Origin of the sequence: Pseudomonas sp. PDM13, from assembly GCF_025685765.1 — a bacterium.
Classification (GTDB): Bacteria; Pseudomonadota; Gammaproteobacteria; order Pseudomonadales; family Pseudomonadaceae; genus Metapseudomonas; species Metapseudomonas solani.
Genome location: NZ_JAOTQU010000049.1, coordinates 1 through 22,284 on the forward strand (window position 1 = coordinate 1; position 22,284 = coordinate 22,284).

Here is a 22,284-nt window from a genome sequence, read left to right on the forward strand (position 1 = left end):
CCGACGCAGTCGGGCCGGATGATGGGGCAAGCGTTTTTGGTTCCTTTTTTGGCGACTGAAAAAAGGGACTTGCCCGGGTGGGCGAAACCAGAAACATCACCAGAGTTCGGCAATCAGCTGGGCTCAAATCCTCTAGCAACACTTAACGCAGACAGAGCCTTTCATTTCCGGGGAGGATGGAGGTGTCCTGGTCACTGGGTCGTGTCGGCGACGACGCCAAGCGACTGATTTATATCGGCGAAAGAAGTTTGTGCGGCCAAGTGCCGGACTGCCTGGTCAGGGTAACGTTGGCGCTGTTACGCGCCGCGCCGAAACGGGGCGACAGGGAACACCCTGCCTCGAATGAGTGCATGAAAGTGCGCCCGATAAAAACTTCTGGAAGGCTGCAGGCCTTGTGGATAAAGGTGGGTTTGTTTTCTGGCGCGGTAATTGCTATCTAATTCGGTTTAACGTCTTTCTGGCTCTTGCATATCGGCAGGAGACTGTCAACCCGCCCGCCCTGGCCGTCCTGGCCTTTTGTAATTTGTTGTCGCATTGAAGAAATATCGACTTTAGGGCTGTCGCTAGAATGCCGCTCACCCGGCCACGGCCATTTTCCCTGAGATCGATCAAGGTAAACCCGGCGCCTCTTTCTACAATTCATCGAAGGCCTGGGCACTTTCTCACTCTGCCAGCAGAAGCCATACCCATTCGTAGGAGTCAAAAGATGAAGAAGATCGCACTTCTCGGCGCCATGGCGCTTTCCCTGTTGTCGCCGCTGGCTGCTGTGGCCGATGAAGCCAAACCCCTGCGCATCGGTATCGAAGCGGCCTACCCGCCCTTCGCCTACAAGACTCCGGACGGCAAGATCACCGGCTTCGACTACGACATCGGCAACGCCCTGTGCGCCGAGATGAAGGTCGAGTGCAAATGGATCGAACAGGAATTCGACGGCCTGATCCCGGCCCTCAAGGTGCGCAAGTTCGACGCCATCCTGTCCTCGATGACCATCACCGACGAGCGCAAGAAGTCCGTGGACTTCACCGGCAAGTACTACCAGACCCCGATCAAGCTGGCGATGAAGACCGGCACCGTGATCAACGACCCGCTGGTGGACCTGAAGGGCAAGAAGGTCGGCGTGCAGCGCGCCAGCACCTACGACCGTTTCGCCACCGAGGTATACGCCCCGGCCGGCATCGAAGTGGTGCGCTACAGCTCGCAGAACGAAGTCTTCCTCGACATGACCTCCGGCCGCCTCGACGCGACCCTGGCCGATGCCGTGAACATCGACGACGGTTTCCTCAAGACCGAAGCCGGCAAGGGCTTCGCCCTGGTAGGCCCGGACTACACCGATCCGAAGTACTTCGGTGAGGGCGCCGGCATCGCCGTGCGCAAGGGCGACAAGGCCCTGGCCGACAAGATCACCGCCGCCATCGCCGCCATCCGCGCCAACGGCAAGTACAAGGAAGTGCAGGACAAGTACTTCCAGTTCGACGTGTACGGCAACTGATCAAGCCGCCAAAAACTATCTGCGTTGCCATCGCAGCGTTAAAAACAGGCTCAAGATGCTCATTTACAGCTCGTAAACTCCGCTCTTTCGCCTGTTTTTGCCTTGCGCTGCCTGCCTCGAATACGTTTTTGGTGTTTTGAAATAGGTTGTCTTGCCTTTCCCCGGAAGTGGCACAACCAGGATGTTGAGGTCGCCAGCAGGCGACCACAGCGGCGCGACACCAGGCTCCATGGTTCGCGGCTAACCTGCAGGTTGTGCCACTTTTTCGTTGCAGCGGTGCTGTCCGGTTCCAGTCGGGGCGCTGCATGAGGACCTGAACATGCTCAACGGCTACGGCTCGACCATTCTCGATGGTGCCTGGCTCACCCTTCTGCTGGCCCTGTCGTCCATGTCGATGGCCATCGTCCTGGGTCTGGTCGGCGCGGCGTTTCGCCTGTCGCCGGTGCGCTGGCTGGCGCTGCTGGGCGAGACCTATGCCACGGTGATCCGCGGTATTCCCGACCTGGTGCTGATCCTGCTGATCTTCTACGGCGGCCAGCAGGTGGTGAACATGGTCGCGCCCCTGGTCGGCTACGAGGATTACATCGATCTCGATCCGTTCTGGTCCGGGGTCTTCACCCTCGGCTTCATCTTCGGTGCCTACCTGTCCGAGACCTTCCGTGGCGCCTTCATGGCGATCCCGAAAGGGCAGGGCGAGGCCGGCTTCGCCTACGGCATGAGCGGCCGCCAGGTGTTCTTCCGCGTACTGGTGCCGCAGATGATCCGCCTGGCCATTCCCGGCTTCACCAACAACTGGCTGGTGCTGACCAAGGCCACCGCGCTGGTGTCGGTGGTCGGCCTGCAAGACATGATGTTCAAGGCCAAGAGCGCTGCGGACGCGACCCGCGAGCCCTTCACCTTCTACTTGGCCGTGGCTGCGCTCTACCTGGTGCTGACCAGCGTTTCCCTGCTGGCCCTGCGCTTCCTGGAAAAACGCTATTCCGCCGGCATCAAAGCCGCCGAGCTGTGATCAAGAGGGCGCACGCGTGATCTTCGACTACAACGTCATTCTGGAAAACCTGCCGCTCTACTTCGGTGGCGTGCTGGTTACCCTCAAGCTCCTGGCGATCTCCCTCGCCCTGGGCCTGCTGGCGGCCGTGCCGCTGGCGCTGATGCGGGTCTCCAAGCAGCCGGCGGTGAACTTCCCCGCCTGGCTCTACACCTACGTCATCCGCGGCACCCCGATGCTGGTGCAGCTGTTCCTCATCTACTACGGCCTGGCGCAGTTCGCCTGGGTGCGCGAGAGCGTACTCTGGCCCTACCTGTCCAACGCCACCTTCTGTGCCTGCCTGGCGTTCGCCGTGAACACCAGCGCCTACACCGCCGAGATTCTCGCGGGCAGCATCAAGGCCACGCCCCATGGCGAGATCGAGGCCGCCAAGGCCATCGGCATGTCGCGGGCCAAGCTGTACCGCCGCATCCTGCTGCCGTCGGCCCTGCGCCGCGCACTGCCGCAGTACAGCAACGAGGTGATCATGATGCTGCACACCACCAGCCTCGCCTCCATCGTCACCCTGATCGACATCACCGGCGCCGCGCGCACCGTGAACTCGCAGTACTACCTGCCGTTCGAGGCCTTCATCACCGCCGGCCTGTTCTACCTGTGCCTGACCTTCATCCTGGTGCGCCTGTTCAAGCTGGCCGAGCGCCGCTGGCTGGCCTATATGGCCCCGCGCAAGGCCTGACCCCATGCAGCGCATCGACCACCTGTTGCCCTGGGGCATCCCCGGCACCCGCCGCGAGCTGACGGTCTTCCGTTTCGGCAGCGGCGCGCGCAAGGCCTATATCCAGGCCTCGCTGCATGCCGACGAGCTGCCGGGCATGCGGGTGGCGGTGGCGCTGAAGAAGCGCCTGGCCGAGCTGGAAGCCGAAGGGCGCCTGGCCGGTGTGGTCGAGCTGGTGCCGGTGGCCAACCCCATCGGCCTGGGGCAGGTGCTCCAGGCCAGCCATCAGGGCCGTTTCGAACTGGCCAGCGGCAAGAACTTCAACCGTGATTTCGCCGACCTCGCCGAGCTGGTGGCGCCCGCCCTCGATGGGCGCCTGGGCAGCGACGTGGCGGCCAACGTGCAATTGATCCGCAGCGCCATGCACCAGGCCCTCGATGGCCTGGCGCCGGCCGCCTCCGAGCTCCAGGGCCTGCAGCGCCTGCTGCTGCGCCATGCCTGCGACGCCGACCTGGTGCTCGACCTGCATTGCGACTTCGACGCGGTGATGCACCTCTACATGATTCCCCAGCAGGCGGATGCCTTCCGCCCGCTGGGCGCGCGCCTCGGGGCCGGCGCCATGCTGGTGGCCGAGGATTCCGGCGCCAGCTCGTTCGACGAGGCCTGCTCCATGGCCTGGCTGCGCCTGCAGCGGCGCTTCCCTGATTGCGCCATCCCGCTGGCCTGTGTCGCGGCGACGGTGGAGCTGGGCGGCATGGCCGACACCGAGCGCGAGCGCGCCGAAGCCAGCTGCGAGGCCATCCTCGCCTTCCTCGCCGGGCAGGGGCTGATCAGCGGCGAATGGCCGCCGGCACCCGCGCCCAGTTGCGAGGTGACGCCCTTCGAGGGCGCCGAATATGCCTATGCCCCCCATGCCGGGGTGGTGAGTTTCCTGCAGCCGGTGGGGGCGATGGTCGAGGCGGGTGAGCCGCTGTTCGAAGTCATCGACCCCCTGGATGACCGCCACAGCGTGGTGCGTGCCTCCACCGGTGGTGTGCTGTATGTGCGCGAACGCCTGCGTTTTGCGCAGCCCGGACTGTGGCTGGCCAAGGTGGCCGGCCATGTACCTATTCGTCAGGGACGCTTGTTGAGCGACTGATCCATTCGCATCGAGACCGAGACCATGTACAAACTGGAAGTCCAAGACCTGCACAAGCGTTACGGCAGCCATGAAGTCCTCAAGGGCGTATCCCTGGCGGCCAAGGCGGGTGATGTGATCAGCATCATCGGCTCGAGCGGCTCGGGCAAGAGCACCTTCCTGCGCTGCATCAACATGCTCGAGCAGCCCCATGGCGGCAAGATCCTGCTCAACGGCGAAGAGCTGAAGCTGGTGGCCAACCGCGACGGCGGCCTCAAGGCGGCGGAGCCCAAGCAGCTGCAGCGCATGCGCTCGCGCCTGGCGATGGTGTTCCAGCACTTCAACCTGTGGTCGCACATGAGCGCCCTGGAGAACGTCATCGAAGCGCCCGTGCACGTGCTCGGCGTACCGAAGAAGGAAGCCATCGAGAAGGCCGAGCATTACCTGGCCAAGGTGGGCGTGGCCCACCGCAAGGACGCCTACCCGGCGCACATGTCCGGCGGCGAGCAGCAGCGCGTGGCCATCGCCCGTGCCCTGGCGGTCGAGCCCGAGGTGATGCTCTTCGACGAGCCCACCTCCGCCCTCGACCCCGAGCTGGTGGGCGAGGTGCTCAAGGTGATGAAGGACCTGGCCACCGAAGGCCGCACCATGGTGGTGGTGACCCACGAGATGGGCTTCGCCCGCGAGGTTTCCAACCAGTTGATCTTCCTGCACAAGGGCGTGGTCGAAGAGACCGGCTGCCCGCGCGAAGTGCTGGCCAATCCGCAATCCGAGCGCCTCAAGCAGTTCCTCTCGGGGAGCCTGAAGTAATTAATGCCAACTGCGGCTAAGCTGCCTGCCATGACTGCCCATCGAATCGGTTTTCTCCTCTGGCCCGGCACCAAGGCCATGACCCTGGCGCTGGCCGAGGAAGCACTTCGCGTCGCTCAGCGCCTGCACTCCGACGTGGTTTACGAGCTGCACTTCCTCCAGGCCGAAACACCTGCGGAGGGCGCCTGGCGCCTGCCCGGCGAAGCCTGGACCGGCAAGCTCGAAGGCCTCACGCGGCTGTTCCTGCTGGCCGATGAGCCGCCGGCGCCGATGTCGGCTGCGCTGTCGGCGGCGATCAAGCAACTGGTGCGTTCCGGCTGCGTGATCGGCGGCCTCTCCGCGGGCGTCTATCCGCTGGCCCAGCTCGGCCTGCTCGACGGCTATCGCGCCGCCGTGCACTGGCGCTGGCAGGACGATTTCACCGAGCGCTTCCCCAAGGTCATCGCCACCAGCCACCTGTTCGACTGGGATCGTGATCGCCTCAGTGCCTGTGGCGGCCTTTCGGTTCTCGACCTGCTGCTGGCGGTGCTGGCCCGTGACCACGGCGCCGAGCTGGCGGGCGCGGTGTCCGAGGAGCTGGTGGTGGAGCGCATCCGCGAAGGCGGCGAGCGCCAGCGCATTCCGCTGCAGAACCGCCTCGGCTCCAGCCACCCGAAGCTCACCCAGGCAGTGCTGCTGATGGAGGCCAATATCGAGGAGCCGCTGACCACCGACGAGATCGCCCAGCACGTGTGCGTGTCGCGTCGTCAGCTGGAGCGCATCTTCAAGCAGTACCTCAACCGGGTGCCCAGCCAGTACTACCTGGAGCTGCGCCTGAACAAGGCCCGGCAGATGCTGATGCAGACCAGCAAGTCGATCATCCAGATCGGCCTGTCCTGCGGCTTCTCCTCCGGCCCGCACTTCTCCAGCGCCTACCGCAATTTCTTCGGCGTCACCCCCCGCGAAGACCGCAACCAGCGCCGCAGCAGCGGCCCCTTCGACAACCAGCCGGCCCTCGCCGAGCGCGGTTGATCGCCCGCACCGGGTGGGCGTCGTGCCTGCCCGGTGTCTTGCCTTTCTCGTTCCTTCTCTATCCCGATGCATCGCCCGTTGGGCCGCGCTGCGCTTGGCGCCAACCTACGGAGCCCGTTTCCTGCTGGCCGCGTCCAGGCACCGTTCCAGCGTGGCGACCGCACGCGTGAGCTCTTCCGGGGTGTAGGCGGCGAAGCCCATGAGGAAGCCCGGTTGCGCCGGTTGTTCGACATACAGCCCGCTCAGCCCCAGCAGCTCGATGCCCGAGTTGTGCGCGGCGGCGACGGCGGTGGCTTCGGACAGGTCCCCGGTGAGCAGGCAGGGCAGTTGCAGTCCGCCGGCCGGAACGCGGGGTTCGATCAGCGTGCCCAGTCTCTTTTCCAGCAGCTCCGCGAGGAGGGCCAGGCGCTCGGCATAGAGGGCGCGCATGCTGCGGACGTAGGCGCCGAAGTGCCCGCCGCTGATGAACCGCGCCAGGGTCAGTTGGGAGATGGACGCGGTGTGGCCGTCCAGCAGGGAGCGGGCGACGGTCATGGGCTCCACCAGTGCAGGCGGCAGCACCAGGTAGCCGATGCGCAATCCCGGAAACAGCGACTTGGTGAAGGTGCCTATATAGAGCGTCCGCTCGTGCGCATCCAGGCCCTGGACGCAGGCGGTCGGCCGGCCGGCGTAATGGAATTCGCTGTCGTAGTCGTCCTCGATGATCCAGGCCTGTTCCCGCTTGGCCCATTCGATCAGGGCCAGGCGCCGCTCCAGGGAAAGCGTCGCACCCGTCGGGAACTGGTGCGACGGCGTCAGGTACACCGCCTTGGCGGGGTGCGGATGGGCCAGCAGTTGGTCCACCTGTAGGCCGTCCGCGTCGACGGGGATGGCCTGGCAGGCGAGCCCCGCGGCTTCGAAGGCCTTGCGGGCACCGTAGTAGGCGGGGTCTTCGATGAAGATCCGCTCGCCCGCGTCCAGCAGCACGGTGGCGCACAGCCCCAGCGCCTGCTGGGAGCTGGTGAGCACCAGTACCTGGCCCGCCGTGGTGCGGGCGCCGCGTTCCAGGTTGACGTAGTCGGCGATGGCGCGACGCAGCGGCTCCAGGCCCTGGGGGTCGCCATGCAGCAGGGCTTTCGAGCCGAACTCCTTCAGCGCCTGGCGTTGCAGGCGCTCCCAGGTTTGCAGCGGAAAGGTGCGCGTCTCAGGCACGCCGTGGGCGAAGGGGCGGGGTGCGAGGTGCTCGCGCACGCCGCCCTGGCGCAGCATGGCCTGGCCGCGCCTGCTCAGCCCGGGCCCTTCCTCCGTTGTCCTGCGTGTGCGCCGCGCGGTGGGCCTGCCGGGCAACAGCCGGGTGGCTTCGGCTACGAAGCTGCCGCTGCCGACCCGGCGTTCGATGAAGCCTTCGGCATGCAACTGGCCGTAGGCGGACTCGATGGTGTCCCGGGAGACACCGAGGGAGCTGGCCAGCAGGCGCGAAGCGGGCAGTGGCGTGCCCGGCGCCAGGGCACCATCCAGTATCAGCTGGCGGAGGGTGCGCTGGATCCGCGCGTGCAGCGGCAATGACAGGAGTTCCGGATGAACCAGCCGGGCCTTGACCGATTCCAGCAGGGAGTTCTTGAACAATTGGTCTGCTCTTGATGCATGTATTGGTGGGGATAATCCGACCAATGGGGCGCTATAAAACTGCCACGGTCAAGCCTGGTGGAGTCGGCGCAGGAGCGCGGGCCCGCGCTTGATCGGCAGTTGCCGGAGGGAGGGCCCCCCGGATGGAAAACAGGAGCATTCCAATGACAGCAGTGCAGCAACTCATCTCGGTTCGCCCGGTGAAGCCGGAAGATTTCGACAAATGGGCCGAGTACTGGGGCAAGTACCAAGAGTTCTATGGCGTGGACCTGAGCCCGGAGGTCACCCGGATGACCTGGGCGCGGTTCTTCGATGAGCGCGAGCCGGTCCAGGCCGCCGTCGCCACGGATGGCGAGCACATCTTCGGCTTCGTCAATTTCGTCTTCCATCGCTCGACCTGGGCCGTGAACGACTTCTGCTACCTGGAGGACCTCTACGTCTCCCCCAGCGTGCGTGGCCAGAAGATCGGCAAGACGCTGATCGAGTATGTGCAGGGGCAGGCCCGGGAAAGGCAGTGCGACCGGCTGTACTGGCATACCCAGGAGAGCAACCGCACCGCCCAGCGGCTGTATGACTGGATCGCCGAGCGGCCGGGGGTGATCGAATACCGGATGCCGCTTTAGCGGGCGGATGGTCCCTGTCGCGGAGTCCGCTCGGGCTCCGCTCCAGGGGCTTGCATGAGCGGCCTTTGCAAGGAAGCCGGAACCGCCTGGTTCCGGCAGTTGCCGATCGCCATTCACGTCGCCATCGAAGCCTCGCCGGTCATCCGCTGACCAATGCGCTGCGCCCCGTGCGTCCCGTGGCGATCCGCGTTTAAACTGCGCCTTCCCGAAGCTTTCTGTCGCATTTACGAAAGCCTCGGTTTTTCGCGGGTTGGCGCTGTAAGAAGTTGTCGCTTGGCGGCAATGCCAACCCCGAATCTGTCCCTACAATCCTTTCATCACTAGCCGTTCATGGCAGGAGAAACTGATGTCCGTTGAGCATGCGCAGGTCGAGCGCGCCGATTTCGATCAGGTGATGGTTCCCAACTACGCCCCCGCCGCTTTCATTCCGGTACGCGGTGAGGGTTCGCGAGTCTGGGACCAGAGTGGCCGCCAACTGATCGATTTCGCCGGCGGTATCGCCGTGAACTCCCTTGGCCATGCTCACCCGGCGCTGGTCAAGGCGCTGACCGACCAGGCCAACAAGATCTGGCACGTGTCCAACGTCTTCACCAACGAGCCGGCCCTGCGCCTGGCCAAGAAGCTGGTGGCCGCCACCTTCGCCGAGCGCGTGTTCCTTGCCAACTCCGGCGCCGAGGCCAACGAGGCCGCCTTCAAGCTGGCCCGCCGCTACGCCCATGACGTCTATGGCCCGCAGAAGCACGAGATCATCTCGGCCACCAACAGCTTCCACGGCCGCACCCTGTTCACCGTGACCGTCGGTGGCCAGCCCAAGTATTCCGACGGCTTCGGTCCCAAGGTCGAGGGCATCACCCATGTGCCCTTCAATGACCTGGAAGCGCTGAAGGCCGCCATCTCCGACAAGACCTGCGCCGTGGTGCTCGAGCCCGTACAGGGCGAGGGCGGCGTGCTGCCGGCCACCCAGGCGTACCTGGAAGGCGCGCGCAAGCTGTGCGACGAGCACAACGCGCTGCTGGTGTTCGACGAAGTGCAGAGCGGCATGGGCCGCAGCGGCAAGCTGTTCGCCTACCAGAACTATGGCGTGACCCCGGACATCCTCTCCAGCGCCAAGAGCCTGGGCGGCGGTTTCCCCATCGGCGCCATGCTGACCACCACCGAGATCGCCAAGCACCTGGTGGTGGGCACCCACGGCACCACCTACGGCGGCAACCCGCTGGCCAGCGCCGTGGCCGAAGCGGTACTGGACGTGATCAACACCCCGGAAGTGCTGAGCGGCATCAACGCCAAGCACGACCGCTTCAAGACCCGCCTCGAGGCGATCGGCAAGAAGTACGGCATCTTCACCGAAGTGCGCGGCCTCGGCCTGCTGCTGGGCGCCGCCCTGTCCGATGCCTGGAAGGGCAAGGCCAAGGACGTGCTCAACGCCGCCGAGAAGGAAGCCGTGATGGTGCTGCAGGCCGGCCCGGACGTGGTGCGCTTCGCGCCCAGTCTGGTGATCCCGGATGCCGACATCGACGAGGGCCTGGACCGCTTCGAGCGCGCCGTGGCCAAGCTGACCCAGGCCTGAGGCCCGGGTGATACGCGGCACAGGGCTGTGCCGCGGTTCCGATTCCAGGGATGAACGTTTTCATGCGTGATCGGCGGCCTGTGGCCGCCGTTTTCTCCGGCCGACCTCGCATGGGTTGCCCGGAGCCTTTATTGAAGGAGTGACACCATGCTGGTGATGCGCCCCGCGCAAATGGCCGACCTTGCCGATGTTCAGCGCCTGGCTGCGGACAGCCCCGTTGGTGTCACTTCGCTGCCGGACGACGCCGAGCGCCTTGGCGAGAAGATCGCCGCCTCGGAAGCTTCGTTCGCGGCGGAAGTCAGCTTCAACGGTGAGGAAAGCTATTTCTTCGTCCTGGAAGACACCGCGACCGGCCGCCTGGTCGGCTGCTCGGCCATCGTCGCCTCGGCCGGCTTCTCCGAACCCTTCTACAGCTTCCGCAACGAGACCTTCGTGCACGCCTCGCGCGAGCTGAAGATCCACAACAAGATCCACGTCCTCTCGCTGTGCCATGACCTCACCGGCAACAGCCTGCTGACCAGCTTCTACGTGCAGCGCGAGCTGGTGGGCACCTCCAGCGCCGAGCTCAACTCCCGGGCACGCCTTATGTTCATGGCCAGCCATCCGGAGCGCTTCGCCGATGCGGTGGTGGTGGAGATCGTCGGCTACAGCGACGACGAGGGCGAATCGCCGTTCTGGAACGCCGTGGGGCGCAACTTCTTCGACCTGAACTACATCGAGGCCGAGCGCCTCTCGGGCCTGAAGAGCCGCACCTTCCTCGCCGAGCTGATGCCCAACTACCCCATCTACGTGCCGCTGCTGCCGGACGCCGCCCAGGAATCCATGGGCCAGGTGCACCCGCGTGCGCAGATCACCTTCGACATCCTGATGCGTGAAGGCTTCGAGACCGACAACTACATCGACATCTTCGATGGCGGCCCGACCCTGCACGCCCGCACCTCCGGCATCCGTTCCATCGCCCAGAGCCGCGTCGTGCCCGTGCGCATCGGCGAGCAGCAGAAGGGTGGCCGCCAGTACCTGGTGAGCAACGGCCTGCTGCAGGACTTCCGCGCCGTGGTGGCGGACCTCGACTGGGTGCCCGGCAAGCCGGTGGAACTCAGCCTGGAGATCGCCGAAGCCCTCGGCGTGGGTGAAGGCGCCAGCGTGCGCCTGGTAGCGATTTAAACCGAAACGCCAAGCGGCGGCCGTTGCCGCCGGCTTGCAGCGTGCCGCTTGAAGCATGCAGCTCTAACGGAGTCACTATGATCGTTCGTCCCGTACGCAGCGCCGACCTGCCTGCCCTGATCGACCTGGCGCGCAGCACCGGTGCCGGCCTCACCACCCTTCCGGCCAACGAGGAGCGCCTGTCGCACCGAGTCGGCTGGGCGGAGAAGGCCTTCCACGGCGAAGCCGAGCGGGGCGACGCGGACTACCTGTTCGTGCTCGAGGACGACGACGGCAAGGTGGTCGGCATCTCCGCCGTGGCCGGCGCCGTAGGCCTGCGCGAGCCCTGGTACAACTACCGGGTCGGGCTCACCGTCAGTGCCTCCCAGGAACTGAACATCCACCGGCAGATCCCCACGCTGTTCCTGGCCAACGACCTGACCGGCAACTCCGAGCTCTGCTCGCTGTTCCTTCACGCCGGTTACCGCAGCGGCCTCAATGGCCGGCTGCTGTCCAAGGCGCGCTTCCTGTTCATCGCCGAGTTTCCCGAGCTGTTCGGCGACAAGGTGATCGCCGAGATGCGCGGCATGTCCGACGAGAACGGCGTCTCGCCCTTCTGGGACAGCCTCGGCCGGCACTTCTTCAAGATGGAATTCTCCCGCGCGGACTACCTCACCGGCGTCGGCAACAAGGCCTTCATCGCCGAGCTGATGCCCAAGTTCCCGCTCTACACCTGCTTCCTCTCCGAGGCGGCCCGTGACGTGATCGGCCGCGTGCACGCCGACACCGAGCCGGCGCTGGCCATGCTCAAGGGCGAAGGCTTCAGCTTCCAGGGCTACGTCGACATCTTCGACGCCGGCCCGGCCATCGAGTGCCAGACCGCGAAGATCCGCGCCGTGCAGGACAGCCAGACGCTGGTGCTGGCCGTGGGTACGCCGGGCGACGATGCCACGCCGTACCTGATCCACAACCGCAAGCGCGAGGAGTGCCGCGTCACCGCCGCCCCGGCCCGTCTGGCCGCTGGCACGCTGGTGGTCGACGCGGATACCGCCAAGCGTCTGAAACTCTCGGCTGGCGCCTCGGTCCGCGCCGTGCCGCTGTCGGCCAAGGAGTCCGTCAAATGAGCACCCATTACATCGCAGGCGCCTGGCAGGCGGGGCAGGGCGACGCCTTCGACTCGCTGAACCCGGTGACCCAGGAATCCGTCTGGAACGGCCAGGGCGCCAGCGCCGAACAGGTCGAGGCCGCCGTGGCCGCTGCCCGTGCCGCCTTCCCGGCCTGGGCCCGGCTGAGCCTGGAGGAGCGCATCGGTGTTCTGGAGCGCTTCGCCCTCACCCTCAAGGCCCATGCCGACGAACTCGCCCGCTGCATCGGCGAGGAGACCGGCAAGCCGCTGTGGGAGTCGGCCACCGAAGTGACCACCATGGTCAACAAGGTCGCCATCTCCATCCAGAGCTACCGCGAACGCACTGGCGAGAAGAGCGGCCCCCTGGCCGACGCCACCGCTGTGCTGCGCCACAAGCCCCATGGCGTGGTGGCCGTATTCGGCCCCTACAACTTCCCCGGCCACCTGCCCAATGGCCATATCGTGCCGGCGCTGCTGGCCGGTAACGCGGTGATCTTCAAGCCCAGCGAGCTGACCCCCAAGGTCGCCGAGCTGACGGTCAAGTGCTGGATCGAAGCGGGCCTGCCCGCCGGCGTGCTGAACCTGGTGCAGGGCGCCCGCGAGACCGGTATCGCCCTGGCCGCGAGCGCTGGCATCGACGGCCTGTTCTTCACCGGTTCCAGCCGCACCGGCAACCTGCTGCACCAGCAATTCGCCGGCCGCCCGGACAAGATCCTGGCGCTGGAGATGGGGGGCAACAACCCGCTGGTGGTGGATGAGGTCGCCGATGTCGACGCCGCCGTGTACACCATCATCCAGTCCGCCTTCATCTCCGCCGGCCAGCGCTGCACCTGCGCCCGCCGCCTGCTGGTGCCGCAAGGTGCCTGGGGCGACGCGCTGCTGGCACGCCTGGTGGCGGTGGCGGCGAGCATCCAGGTCGGCGCCTTCGACGCCCAGCCGGCGCCCTTCATGGGCTCGGTGATTTCCCTGGACGCCGCGCGCCACCTGCTCAAGGCCCAGGAACAACTGATCGCCAAGGGCGCCAATGTGCTGCTGGCCATGTCCCAGCCGCTGGAAACCGCTGCGCTGCTGACCCCCGGCATCATCGACGTCACCGCCGTGGCCGAGCGCCCGGACGAGGAGTTCTTCGGCCCGCTGCTGCAGGTGATCCGCTACGCCGATTTCGATGCCGCCATCGCCGAAGCCAACGCCACCCAGTACGGCCTGGCCGCCGGGCTGCTGTCGGATTCCCGCGAGCTGTACCAGCGCTTCTTCATCGAGAGCCGCGCCGGCATCGTCAACTGGAACAAACAACTGACCGGGGCCGCGAGCAGTGCGCCCTTCGGGGGCGTCGGCGCATCGGGCAACCACCGCGCCAGCGCCTACTACGCCGCTGACTATTGCGCTTACCCGGTCGCTTCGCTGGAAAGTGAAACCCTTGCCCTGCCTGCAACCCTGACGCCTGGAGTCAGCCTATGAGCGCCCATGAAGTGAACTTCGACGGTCTGGTCGGCCCGACCCACAACTACGGCGGCCTGTCGTACGGCAACGTGGCGTCGCAGAGCAACAGCCAGGCCGCTTCCAGCCCCAAGGAAGCCGCCCTGCAGGGCCTGGCGAAGATGAAGGCGCTGATGGACATGGGCTTCAAGCAGGGCGTACTGGCCCCGCAGGAACGCCCCAACGTCGCCGCGCTGCGCAGCCTCGGCTTCGCCGGCACCGACGCCCAGGTGATCGAGAAGGCCGCCAAGGAGGCCATGCCGCTGCTGGCCGCCTGCAGCTCGGCCTCGAGCATGTGGACCGCCAACGCCTGCACCGTCAGCCCCAGCGCCGACACTGCCGATGGCCGCGTGCACTTCACCGCCGCCAACCTCAATTGCAAGTTCCACCGCAGCATCGAGCACCCCACCACCAGCCGCGTGCTGGGGGCGATGTTCGCCAACGACCGCCACTTCGCCCACCACGCCGCCCTGCCGGCAGTGGCGCAGTTCGGTGACGAAGGCGCGGCCAACCACACCCGTTTCTGCAAGGGCTATGGCGAGGCGGGCGTGGAGTTCTTCGTGTTCGGCCGCAGCGCCTTCGACAGCCGCTTCCCGGCACCGGCGCGCTACCCGGCGCGGCAGACCCTGGAGGCCAGCCAGGCCGTCGCACGCCTGCACGGGCTGAGCGAGGCCGGCGTGGTCTATGCCCAGCAGAACCCGGCGGTGATCGACCAGGGCGTGTTCCACAACGACGTGATCGCGGTGGGCAACGGCGAAGTGCTGTTCCACCACGAAGACGCCTTCCTCGACACTGACAAGGTGCTGGCCGAGCTGCACGACAAGCTGGGCCGCGTCGGTGGCCGCTTCCAGGCCGTGTGCGTGCCCCGTGATGCGGTGACGGTGGAGGACGCAGTGCGTTCCTACCTGTTCAACAGCCAGCTGCTCAGCCGCGCCGACGGCAGCATGCTGCTGATCGTGCCGGAGGAGTGCCGCAACAACGCGCGGGTGTGGAACTACCTGCAGACCCTGACTGCCGAGGACGGCCCGATCCGCGAGGTGAAGGTCTTCGACCTCAAGCAGAGCATGCAGAACGGTGGCGGCCCCGCCTGCCTGCGCCTGCGCGTGGCGCTGAAGGACGACGAGCTGGCGGCGGTGAACCAGGGCGTGATCCTCACCCCTTCGCTCTACGACAGCCTGACCGGCTGGGTGGAGAAGCACTACCGCGATCGCCTGAGCGAAACCGACCTGGCTGATCCACAATTGCTCACTGAATGCCGTACGGCATTGGATGAGCTGACGCAGATCCTTAAACTGGGCGCCGTTTATCCGTTTCAACTGAATTGAGCGGCAAGCGCCAAGCGACAAGCTTCAAGTAGAAGCCGCCGCCTACACTTGCCGCTTGTCGCTTACGACTTGGAGCTCTAGTAAATGTCCGACGCCCTGCAACTCATCCTCGAAGATACCGATGGCACCCAGCTCGAAACCTCCTGCACCCGCTTCGCGGTGATGTGGCAGGGCAAGGAGGTCTGGATCCAGACCGCTGGCAATGGCCAGCTGCTGATCGGTGTCGACGTCGAGGAAGGCGATACCGAGTACGCCAACCTGCTGCTGCGTCCGTTGGCCACCAACCTGGTCAGCCTGCAGCTGGAGATGGAGCCGGCCGACGCCGGTGATGACGACGAAGACGGCCACGTGCATGGCCCGGACTGCAACCACGATCATTGAGGAATAGCGGATGTTGGCCCTTGGCAAACTGCTTGAACTGACCCTGGCCGGCCGCGAGCCGACCGAGAAGATTCAACTGACCGCCGAGGGCACCCGCCTGCACTGGCTGGGCGAGGGGGCTCTTGAGGTCACCCCGCCCGTCAACGCCGACAACGGCATGGACCTGCTGCTCTCCGCCGGCATCCATGGCAACGAGACCGCACCGATCGAACTGCTGGACCGCCTGCTGCAAGGCGTGGCCCGCGGCGAGCTGAAGCCCCGCTCGCGGATTCTCTTCCTGCTCGGCAACCCCGAGGCCATGCGCCGCGGTGAGCGCTACCTGGAGCAGGACATCAACCGCCTGTTCAACGGCCGCCACGAGCAGACCAGCGGCTTCGAGGCGATGCGCGCCAACGAGCTGGAGCGCCTGGCTGCGGCCTTCTTCATCAAGCCGGGCCGTACCCGCCTGCACTACGACCTGCATACCGCCATCCGTGGCTCGAAGATCGAGCAGTTCGCCCTCTATCCGTACAAGGAAGGGCGCGAACATTCCCGCCGCGAACTGGCACGCCTGGGCGCTGCCGGCATCGAAGCGGTGCTGCTGCAGAACAAGACCGGCATCACCTTCAGCTCCTACACCTACGCCAGCCTGGAGGCCGAAGCCTTCACCCTGGAGCTGGGCAAGGCGCGCCCGTTCGGCGAGAACGGCCAGGTCAACCTAGACCTGCTGGAAGCACGCCTGCGCCTGCTGGTGGAAGGCGCCGAGCCGGAAGGCGAGGGCGATGACCTCGGCGCGCTGCAGCTGTTCTCCGTGTCCCGCGAGGTGATCAAGCACAGCGATGCCTTCCAGCTGCACCTGCCGGCGGACATCGAAAATTTCAGCGAACTGCCGGTCGGCTACCTGCTGGCCGACGACATTGCCGGCACCCGCTGGGTGATCGAGGAGGAGGGTGCACGCATCATCTTCCCCAACCCGAAGGTGAAGAACGGCCTGCGTGCGGGCATCCTCATCGTCCCCGCCGAAGTCGACTGACTTGGCGCGCGTCTCGTTCCCGGGCTGAGGCCCGGGCTACGGCTTGCCGAACGGCGTTTCGCTCCCCCTTGCTCCTCTCGTCGCGCTCCTTTAGGGTCGTTCCCTTACCCAGCCAAGGAGCCCCGAGATGGCCGTCATAGACCTGCGCAGCGATACCGTCACCCAACCCACGCCCGGCATGCGCGATGCCATGCAGGCGGCGCCGCTGGGTGATGACGTCTATGGCGAAGACCCCACCGTCAACCGCCTGGAAGCCACGCTAGCCGAGCGCTTGGGCTTCGAAGCCGCGCTCTTCGTGCCCACCGGCACCATGAGCAACCTACTGGGGCTGATGGCCCATTGCGAACGCGGCGACGAGTACATCGTCGGCCAGCAGGCCCACACCTATAAATACGAAGGCGGCGGCGCGGCGGTGCTCGGCTCGATCCAGCCGCAGCCCATCGATGGCGAAGCCGATGGCTCGCTGGACCTGGCCAAGGTCGAGGCGGCGATCAAGCAGGACGACTTCCACTTTGCCCGCACCCGCCTGCTGGCGCTGGAAAACACCATGCAGGGCAAGGTGCTGCCCCTGGCGTACCTGGCGGCGGCGAGGGAGATGACCCGTCGTCGTGGCCTGGCGCTGCACCTGGACGGCGCGCGCCTGTACAACGCAGCGGTGAAGCTGGGCGTGGACGCTCGCGAGATCACCCAGCATTTCGATTCGGTTTCGGTGTGCCTGTCCAAGGGGCTGGGCGCCCCGGTGGGCTCGGTGCTGTGCGGCAGCGCGGCGCTGATCGCCAAGGCCCGGCGCCTGCGCAAGATGGTCGGCGGCGGCATGCGCCAGGCCGGCCTGCTGGCCGCTGCTGGCCTGTACGCCCTGGACCACCAGGTGCAGCGCCTGGCGGACGACCACGCCAACGCCACGCGCCTGGGCGCCGGGCTGGCGGAACTGGGCTACAGCGTTGAGCCGGTGCAGAGCAACATGGTCTATGTTGACCTGGGTTCGCAGGCGCCGGCCCTCAAGGCCTTCATGGCCGAGCGGGGCATCGTCCTGAGTGCCGCGCCGCGCTTGCGCATGGTGACCCACCTGGACGTCGACGCCGCCGGTATCGAGCGGGTTATCGAGGCGTTCGCCGAGTTCCGCCGCCGTTGATCACCTGATAGCCTCCGATAGCCGTTTTCTATCGCATAAAGGCACTATCCCGCTGGCACAGGGCCTATATAATGCGGCCCTTTGCCGGCGATTCGTGGCCGCAGTTTCCGTGGAAGAACCTATGAAAAGCGCTCAAATCCGTGAAGCCTTCCTGAGCTTCTTCGAAGAGAAGGGGCACACTCGCGTCGCCTCCAGCTCCCTGATCCCGGGCAACGACCCGACCCTGCTGTTCACCAACGCCGGCATGAACCAGTTCAAGGACTGCTTCCTGGGCCTGGAAAAGCGCGCCTACACCCGCGCCACCACCAGCCAGAAGTGCGTGCGTGCCGGTGGCAAGCACAACGACCTGGACAACGTGGGCTACACGGCGCGCCACCACACCTTCTTCGAGATGCTGGGCAACTTCAGCTTCGGCGACTATTTCAAGCGCGATGCCATTACCTATGCCTGGGAATTCCTCACCTCGGACAAATGGCTGAACCTGCCCAAGGACAAGCTCTGGGTCACCGTCTACGCCAGCGATGACGAGGCCTACGACATCTGGACCAAGGAAGTCGGCATCCCCGCCGAGCGCATGGTCCGCATCGGCGACAACAAGGGCGCGCCTTACGCCTCCGACAACTTCTGGGCGATGGGCGACACCGGCCCGTGCGGCCCGTGCACCGAGATCTTCTACGACCACGGCCCGGACATCTGGGGCGGCCCGCCCGGCTCCCCGGAAGAGGACGGTGACCGCTACATCGAGATCTGGAACAACGTCTTCATGCAGTTCAACCGCACCGCGGACGGCGTGATGCACGCGCTGCCGGCACCGAGCGTTGACACCGGCATGGGCCTGGAGCGCGTCAGCGCCGTGCTGCAGCACGTCAACTCGAACTACGAGATCGACCTGTTCCAGAGCCTGCTGAACGCCGCTGCCAAGGCCATCGGCTGCGCCAACGAAGGCCAGGCCTCGCTGAAGGTGGTCGCCGACCACATCCGCTCCTGCTCCTTCCTGATCGCCGACGGCGTGCTGCCGTCCAACGAAGGCCGTGGCTACGTGCTGCGCCGCATCATTCGCCGCGCCTGCCGTCACGGCAACAAGCTGGGCGCCAAGGGCAGCTTCTTCCACCAGATCGTTGCCGCGCTGGTTGGCGAGATGGGCGAAGCCTTCCCCGAGCTCAAGCAGCAGCAGGAACACATCGAGCGCGTACTGAAGACCGAGGAAGAGCAGTTCGCCAAGACCCTGGAGAACGGCCTGAAGATACTCGAGCAGGACCTGGCCGGCCTTTCCGGCAGCGTCATCCCGGGCGACGTGGTGTTCAAGCTGTACGACACCTACGGCTTCCCTGCCGACCTCACCGCCGACATCGCCCGCGAGCGCGAGCTGACCATCGACGAGGAAGGCTTCGAGCGTGAGATGGAAGCCCAGCGCCAGCGCGCCCGTGCTTCCAGTGCCTTCGGCATGGACTACAACAGCCTGGTCAAGGTCGATGGTGATACCCGCTTCCTCGGCTACCAGGGTTACTCCGGCGCCGGCCAGATCGTCGCGCTGTTCAAGGACGGCCAGGCGGTCGACAGCCTGCAGGAAGGCGAGGAGGGCGTCGTTGTCCTCGACCAGACCCCGTTCTACGCCGAATCCGGCGGCCAGATCGGTGACTGCGGCTACCTCGAAGGCGCCGGTGTGCGCTTCGACGTGCGCGACACCACCAAGGCCGGCGGTGCCTTCCTGCACCACGGCGTGGTCGCCAAGGGCAGCCTGAGCGCCGGTGCTTCGGTCAAGGCGGAAGTGGAAGGCGAAGTGCGCCAGGCCACCGCGCTCAACCACTCGGCCACCCACCTGCTGCACGCTGCGCTGCGCCAGGTATTGGGCGAGCACGTACAACAGAAAGGCTCCCTGGTGGACAGCCAGCGCCTGCGCTTCGACTTCAGCCACTTCGAGGCGATCAAGCCCGAGCAGCTGAAGGCGCTGGAAGACATCGTCAACGCCGAGATCCGCAAGAACAGCGCGGTCGATACCGAGGAAACCGATATCGAGACCGCCAAGGCCAAGGGCGCCATGGCGCTGTTCGGCGAGAAGTACGGTGACCAGGTGCGCGTGCTGAGCATGGGCGACGGCTTCTCCGTCGAGCTGTGCGGCGGTACCCACGTGTCCCGCACCGGCGACATCGGCCTGTTCAAGATCACCAGCGAAGGCGGCGTGGCCGCTGGCGTGCGTCGTATCGAGGCAGTGACCGGCGCAGCGGCGCTGGCCTACCTGAACGGTGCCGAGGAACAGCTCAAGGAAGCGGCCGGCCTGGTCAAGGGCAGCCGTGACAACCTGCTGGACAAGCTCTCTGCCCTGGTGGAGCGCAACCGCCAGCTGGAGAAGGAGCTGGAGCAGCTCAAGGCCAAGGCGGCCAGCGCCGCCGGCAACGACCTCGCGGCCTCGGCCGTGGACGTCAAGGGTGTGAAGGTCCTGGCCGCGCGCCTGGACCTGGACGGCGATGCGCTGCTGGCGCTGGTCGACCAACTGAAGAACAAGCTCGGCCGCGCAGTGATCCTGCTCGGCGGCGCGCTGGAGGGCAAGGTGACACTGGTCGCTGGCGTCACCCAGGACCTGACCGGCCAACTCAAAGCCGGCGATCTGATGAAGCAGGCCGCGGCTGCGGTCGGCGGCAAGGGTGGCGGACGTCCTGACATGGCCCGTGGCGGCGGCACCGATGCCGCGGCCCTGGAGCAGGCTCTGGCCCTGGCCGTACCGTTCGTCGAGCAGGGTCTGTAAGACCCCGCCGCCAATGGCCCGCCCCACGCCCGGCGGGCCTTGGCAGTGTTCTGCGTTGATTGTTTAATGGGCGCCCTTCACGGGATTAGGCGGCTTTTGAAATGGCTTTGATCGTACAGAAGTTTGGGGGGACCTCGGTCGGCACCGTCGAGCGCATCGAACAGGTGGCCGAGAAGGTCAAGAAATTCCGCGAAGGCGGTGACGATATCGTCGTGGTGGTTTCCGCCATGAGCGGTGAGACCAACCGTCTCATCGACCTGGCCAAGCAGATCAGCGATCAGCCGGTGCCGCGCGAGCTGGACGTGATGGTCTCCACCGGTGAGCAGGTGACCATCGCCCTGCTGTCCATGGCGCTGATCAAGCGTGGCGTGCCGGCGGTGTCCTATACCGGCAACCAGGTGCGCATCCTGACCGACAGCGCCCACAACAAGGCGCGCATCCTGCAGATCGACGACCAGAAGATCCGCAGTGACCTGAAGGCAGGTCGCGTGGTCGTGGTCGCCGGCTTCCAGGGTGTGGACGAGCACGGCAGCATCACTACCCTCGGCCGTGGCGGCTCCGATACCACCGGCGTAGCCCTGGCGGCAGCGCTGAAGGCCGACGAGTGCCAGATCTATACCGATGTAGATGGCGTCTACACCACCGACCCGCGCGTGGTGCCCCAGGCCCAGCGCCTGGACAAGATCACCTTCGAGGAGATGCTGGAAATGGCCAGCCTCGGCTCCAAGGTGCTGCAGATCCGCTCGGTGGAGTTCGCCGGCAAGTACAACGTCCCGCTGCGCGTGCTGCACAGCTTCCAGGAGGGTCCGGGCACCCTCATTACCCTTGATGAAGAGGAATCCATGGAACAGCCGATCATCTCCGGCATCGCCTTCAATCGCGACGAAGCCAAGCTGACCATCCGTGGCGTACCGGATACCCCCGGCGTTGCCTTCAAGATCCTCGGGCCTATCAGTGCCGCCAATATCGAAGTGGACATGATCGTGCAGAACGTCGCGCACGATAACACCACCGACTTCACCTTCACCGTGCACCGCAATGACTACCAGAACGCGCTGCAGGTGCTGGAACAGACCGCTCGCGAGATCGGTGCCCGTGAAGTCAGCGGCGACACCAAGATCGCCAAGGTCTCCATCGTCGGCGTCGGCATGCGCTCCCACGCGGGCGTGGCCAGCCGCATGTTCGAGGCCCTGGCCAAGGAGAGCATCAACATCCAGATGATCTCCACGTCCGAGATCAAGGTGTCCGTGGTCATCGAGGAGAAGTACCTCGAACTGGCCGTGCGTGCCCTTCACACCGCTTTCGAGTTGGACGCCCCCGCCCGACAGGGTGAGTGACGCTTATAGCGAAAGGCGCGGCTAACCCCGCGCCTTTTGTCGTTTTTGGCCGGTACTGTTGGAACTTTCCTTTTGCCAGTGCTGGTCAATACTTGGGTGGAGACCCCTTGATATCCTGAGGGGGCGATGCCATTTCTTTTTTGCAGACTGTTTTGTCCCTGAACTTAAATCCGTGAGGAGAAAGGAATGCTGATTCTGACTCGCCGGGTCGGAGAGACCCTGATGGTGGGTGACGACGTCACTGTCACCGTGTTAGGCGTGAAAGGTAATCAGGTGCGCATTGGCGTTAACGCGCCGAAGGAGGTTGCCGTGCACCGTGAAGAGATTTACCAACGCATACAGAAAGAGAAAGACCAAGAACCAAGCCACTAATTTTTCTGCATTTTTTGCTTTGCAAACGGGGAAAACATGGATATCATGCGCCCCGTGTTGCGGAGAGGTGGCCGAGTGGCCGAAGGCGCTCCCCTGCTAAGGGAGTACACCTCAAAAGGGTGTCGGGGGTTCGAATCCCCCCTTCTCCGCCATTATTCAGTGTTATAGAGGCGTCAGCGGTTAGTTCGATAAGTTGTTGAAAAATATCGAAAAAGCAGTTGACGAAGATTGAAGGATCTCTATAATGCGCGCCCTACACGCACTCATAGCTCAGCTGGATAGAGTACCCGGCTACGAACCGGGCGGTCGGAG

Annotated in this window: 19 protein-coding genes and 1 tRNA gene; 19 read left to right on the plus strand and 1 reads right to left on the minus strand. The window is 65.4% G+C overall.

Annotated elements, in window-relative coordinates; translation table 11 throughout:
• Positions 1-706: 706 nt before the first annotated feature.
• From OEJ36_RS30110 to argR, 6 genes are all read left to right on the plus strand, one after another.
• Positions 707-1,489, plus strand: coding sequence for an ABC transporter substrate-binding protein (locus OEJ36_RS30110; RefSeq protein ID WP_263404621.1), 783 nt, complete (start codon positions 707-709; stop codon positions 1,487-1,489).
• 319 nt (positions 1,490-1,808) lie between these two features.
• Positions 1,809-2,498 carry an ABC transporter permease gene (locus OEJ36_RS30115; RefSeq protein ID WP_021218461.1) on the plus strand — a complete coding sequence of 230 codons (690 nt, stop codon included), beginning with the start codon at positions 1,809-1,811 and terminating at the stop codon, positions 2,496-2,498.
• 16 nt (positions 2,499-2,514) lie between these two features.
• Positions 2,515-3,213, plus strand: a complete 699-nt coding sequence (locus tag OEJ36_RS30120) for an ABC transporter permease (RefSeq protein WP_021218462.1) — start codon at positions 2,515-2,517, stop codon at positions 3,211-3,213.
• A gap of 4 nt (positions 3,214-3,217) precedes the next feature.
• Positions 3,218-4,330, plus strand: coding sequence for a succinylglutamate desuccinylase/aspartoacylase family protein (locus OEJ36_RS30125; protein ID WP_263404622.1), 1,113 nt, complete (start codon positions 3,218-3,220; stop codon positions 4,328-4,330).
• A 24-nt stretch (positions 4,331-4,354) separates the two neighbouring features.
• A complete protein-coding gene (locus OEJ36_RS30130) occupies positions 4,355-5,119 on the plus strand; it encodes an ABC transporter ATP-binding protein (RefSeq protein ID WP_021218464.1) in 765 nt (254 codons plus the stop codon).
• Between the two features lie 30 nt (positions 5,120-5,149).
• Positions 5,150-6,130 (plus strand): transcriptional regulator ArgR, encoded by a 981-nt coding sequence (argR, locus tag OEJ36_RS30135; protein WP_031287378.1) that lies wholly within the window; start codon positions 5,150-5,152, stop codon positions 6,128-6,130.
• A 105-nt stretch (positions 6,131-6,235) separates the two neighbouring features.
• On the opposite strand, the gene OEJ36_RS30140 is transcribed toward argR, so the two are convergent.
• Positions 6,236-7,735, minus strand: a complete 1,500-nt coding sequence (locus OEJ36_RS30140; protein ID WP_263404623.1) for a PLP-dependent aminotransferase family protein — start codon at positions 7,733-7,735, stop codon at positions 6,236-6,238.
• 164 nt (positions 7,736-7,899) lie between these two features.
• Here OEJ36_RS30140 and OEJ36_RS30145 point away from each other — a divergent pair, with 164 nt between their 5' ends.
• The 13 genes from OEJ36_RS30145 (at position 7,900) to OEJ36_RS30205 (ending at position 22,124) form a co-directional block, all read left to right on the plus strand.
• Positions 7,900-8,358 carry a GNAT family N-acetyltransferase gene (locus tag OEJ36_RS30145; RefSeq protein WP_263404624.1) on the plus strand — a complete coding sequence of 153 codons (459 nt, stop codon included), beginning with the start codon at positions 7,900-7,902 and terminating at the stop codon, positions 8,356-8,358.
• A 346-nt stretch (positions 8,359-8,704) separates the two neighbouring features.
• Positions 8,705-9,925, plus strand: coding sequence for an aspartate aminotransferase family protein (locus tag OEJ36_RS30150; RefSeq protein WP_263404625.1), 1,221 nt, complete (start codon positions 8,705-8,707; stop codon positions 9,923-9,925).
• A gap of 147 nt (positions 9,926-10,072) precedes the next feature.
• Entirely contained in the window at positions 10,073-11,089 is a 1,017-nt protein-coding gene (aruF, locus tag OEJ36_RS30155; RefSeq protein WP_263404626.1) for an arginine/ornithine succinyltransferase subunit alpha, read from the plus strand.
• A gap of 77 nt (positions 11,090-11,166) precedes the next feature.
• Positions 11,167-12,192, plus strand: coding sequence for an arginine N-succinyltransferase (astA, locus tag OEJ36_RS30160; protein ID WP_021218470.1), 1,026 nt, complete (start codon positions 11,167-11,169; stop codon positions 12,190-12,192).
• Positions 12,189-13,652 (plus strand): succinylglutamate-semialdehyde dehydrogenase, encoded by a 1,464-nt coding sequence (gene astD / locus OEJ36_RS30165; RefSeq protein ID WP_263404627.1) that lies wholly within the window; start codon positions 12,189-12,191, stop codon positions 13,650-13,652. The genes astA and astD overlap by 4 nt, the downstream gene beginning before the upstream one ends.
• Positions 13,649-14,995 (plus strand): N-succinylarginine dihydrolase, encoded by a 1,347-nt coding sequence (gene astB / locus OEJ36_RS30170; RefSeq protein WP_263404628.1) that lies wholly within the window; start codon positions 13,649-13,651, stop codon positions 14,993-14,995. Before astD ends, astB begins: the two co-directional genes overlap by 4 nt.
• 84 nt (positions 14,996-15,079) lie before the next feature.
• Complete coding sequence (locus tag OEJ36_RS30175; protein WP_021218473.1) at positions 15,080-15,376, plus strand: hypothetical protein; 297 nt, start codon at positions 15,080-15,082, stop codon at positions 15,374-15,376.
• A 10-nt stretch (positions 15,377-15,386) separates the two neighbouring features.
• A complete protein-coding gene (gene astE / locus OEJ36_RS30180; protein WP_263404629.1) occupies positions 15,387-16,388 on the plus strand; it encodes a succinylglutamate desuccinylase in 1,002 nt (333 codons plus the stop codon).
• Positions 16,389-16,515: 127 nt separating this feature from the next.
• On the plus strand, positions 16,516-17,520 hold the full coding sequence (ltaE, locus tag OEJ36_RS30185; protein WP_263404630.1) for a low-specificity L-threonine aldolase: 1,005 nt from the start codon (positions 16,516-16,518) through the stop codon (positions 17,518-17,520).
• A 121-nt stretch (positions 17,521-17,641) separates the two neighbouring features.
• A complete protein-coding gene (gene alaS, locus OEJ36_RS30190; RefSeq protein ID WP_263404631.1) occupies positions 17,642-20,263 on the plus strand; it encodes an alanine--tRNA ligase in 2,622 nt (873 codons plus the stop codon).
• Positions 20,264-20,364: 101 nt separating this feature from the next.
• Positions 20,365-21,600, plus strand: a complete 1,236-nt coding sequence (locus OEJ36_RS30195) for an aspartate kinase (protein WP_263404632.1) — start codon at positions 20,365-20,367, stop codon at positions 21,598-21,600.
• A gap of 186 nt (positions 21,601-21,786) precedes the next feature.
• Positions 21,787-21,972 (plus strand): carbon storage regulator CsrA, encoded by a 186-nt coding sequence (gene csrA / locus OEJ36_RS30200; protein ID WP_003283978.1) that lies wholly within the window; start codon positions 21,787-21,789, stop codon positions 21,970-21,972.
• A gap of 61 nt (positions 21,973-22,033) precedes the next feature.
• Positions 22,034-22,124 (plus strand) — tRNA-Ser (locus OEJ36_RS30205).
• The last annotated feature ends 160 nt before the right edge of the window (positions 22,125-22,284 follow it).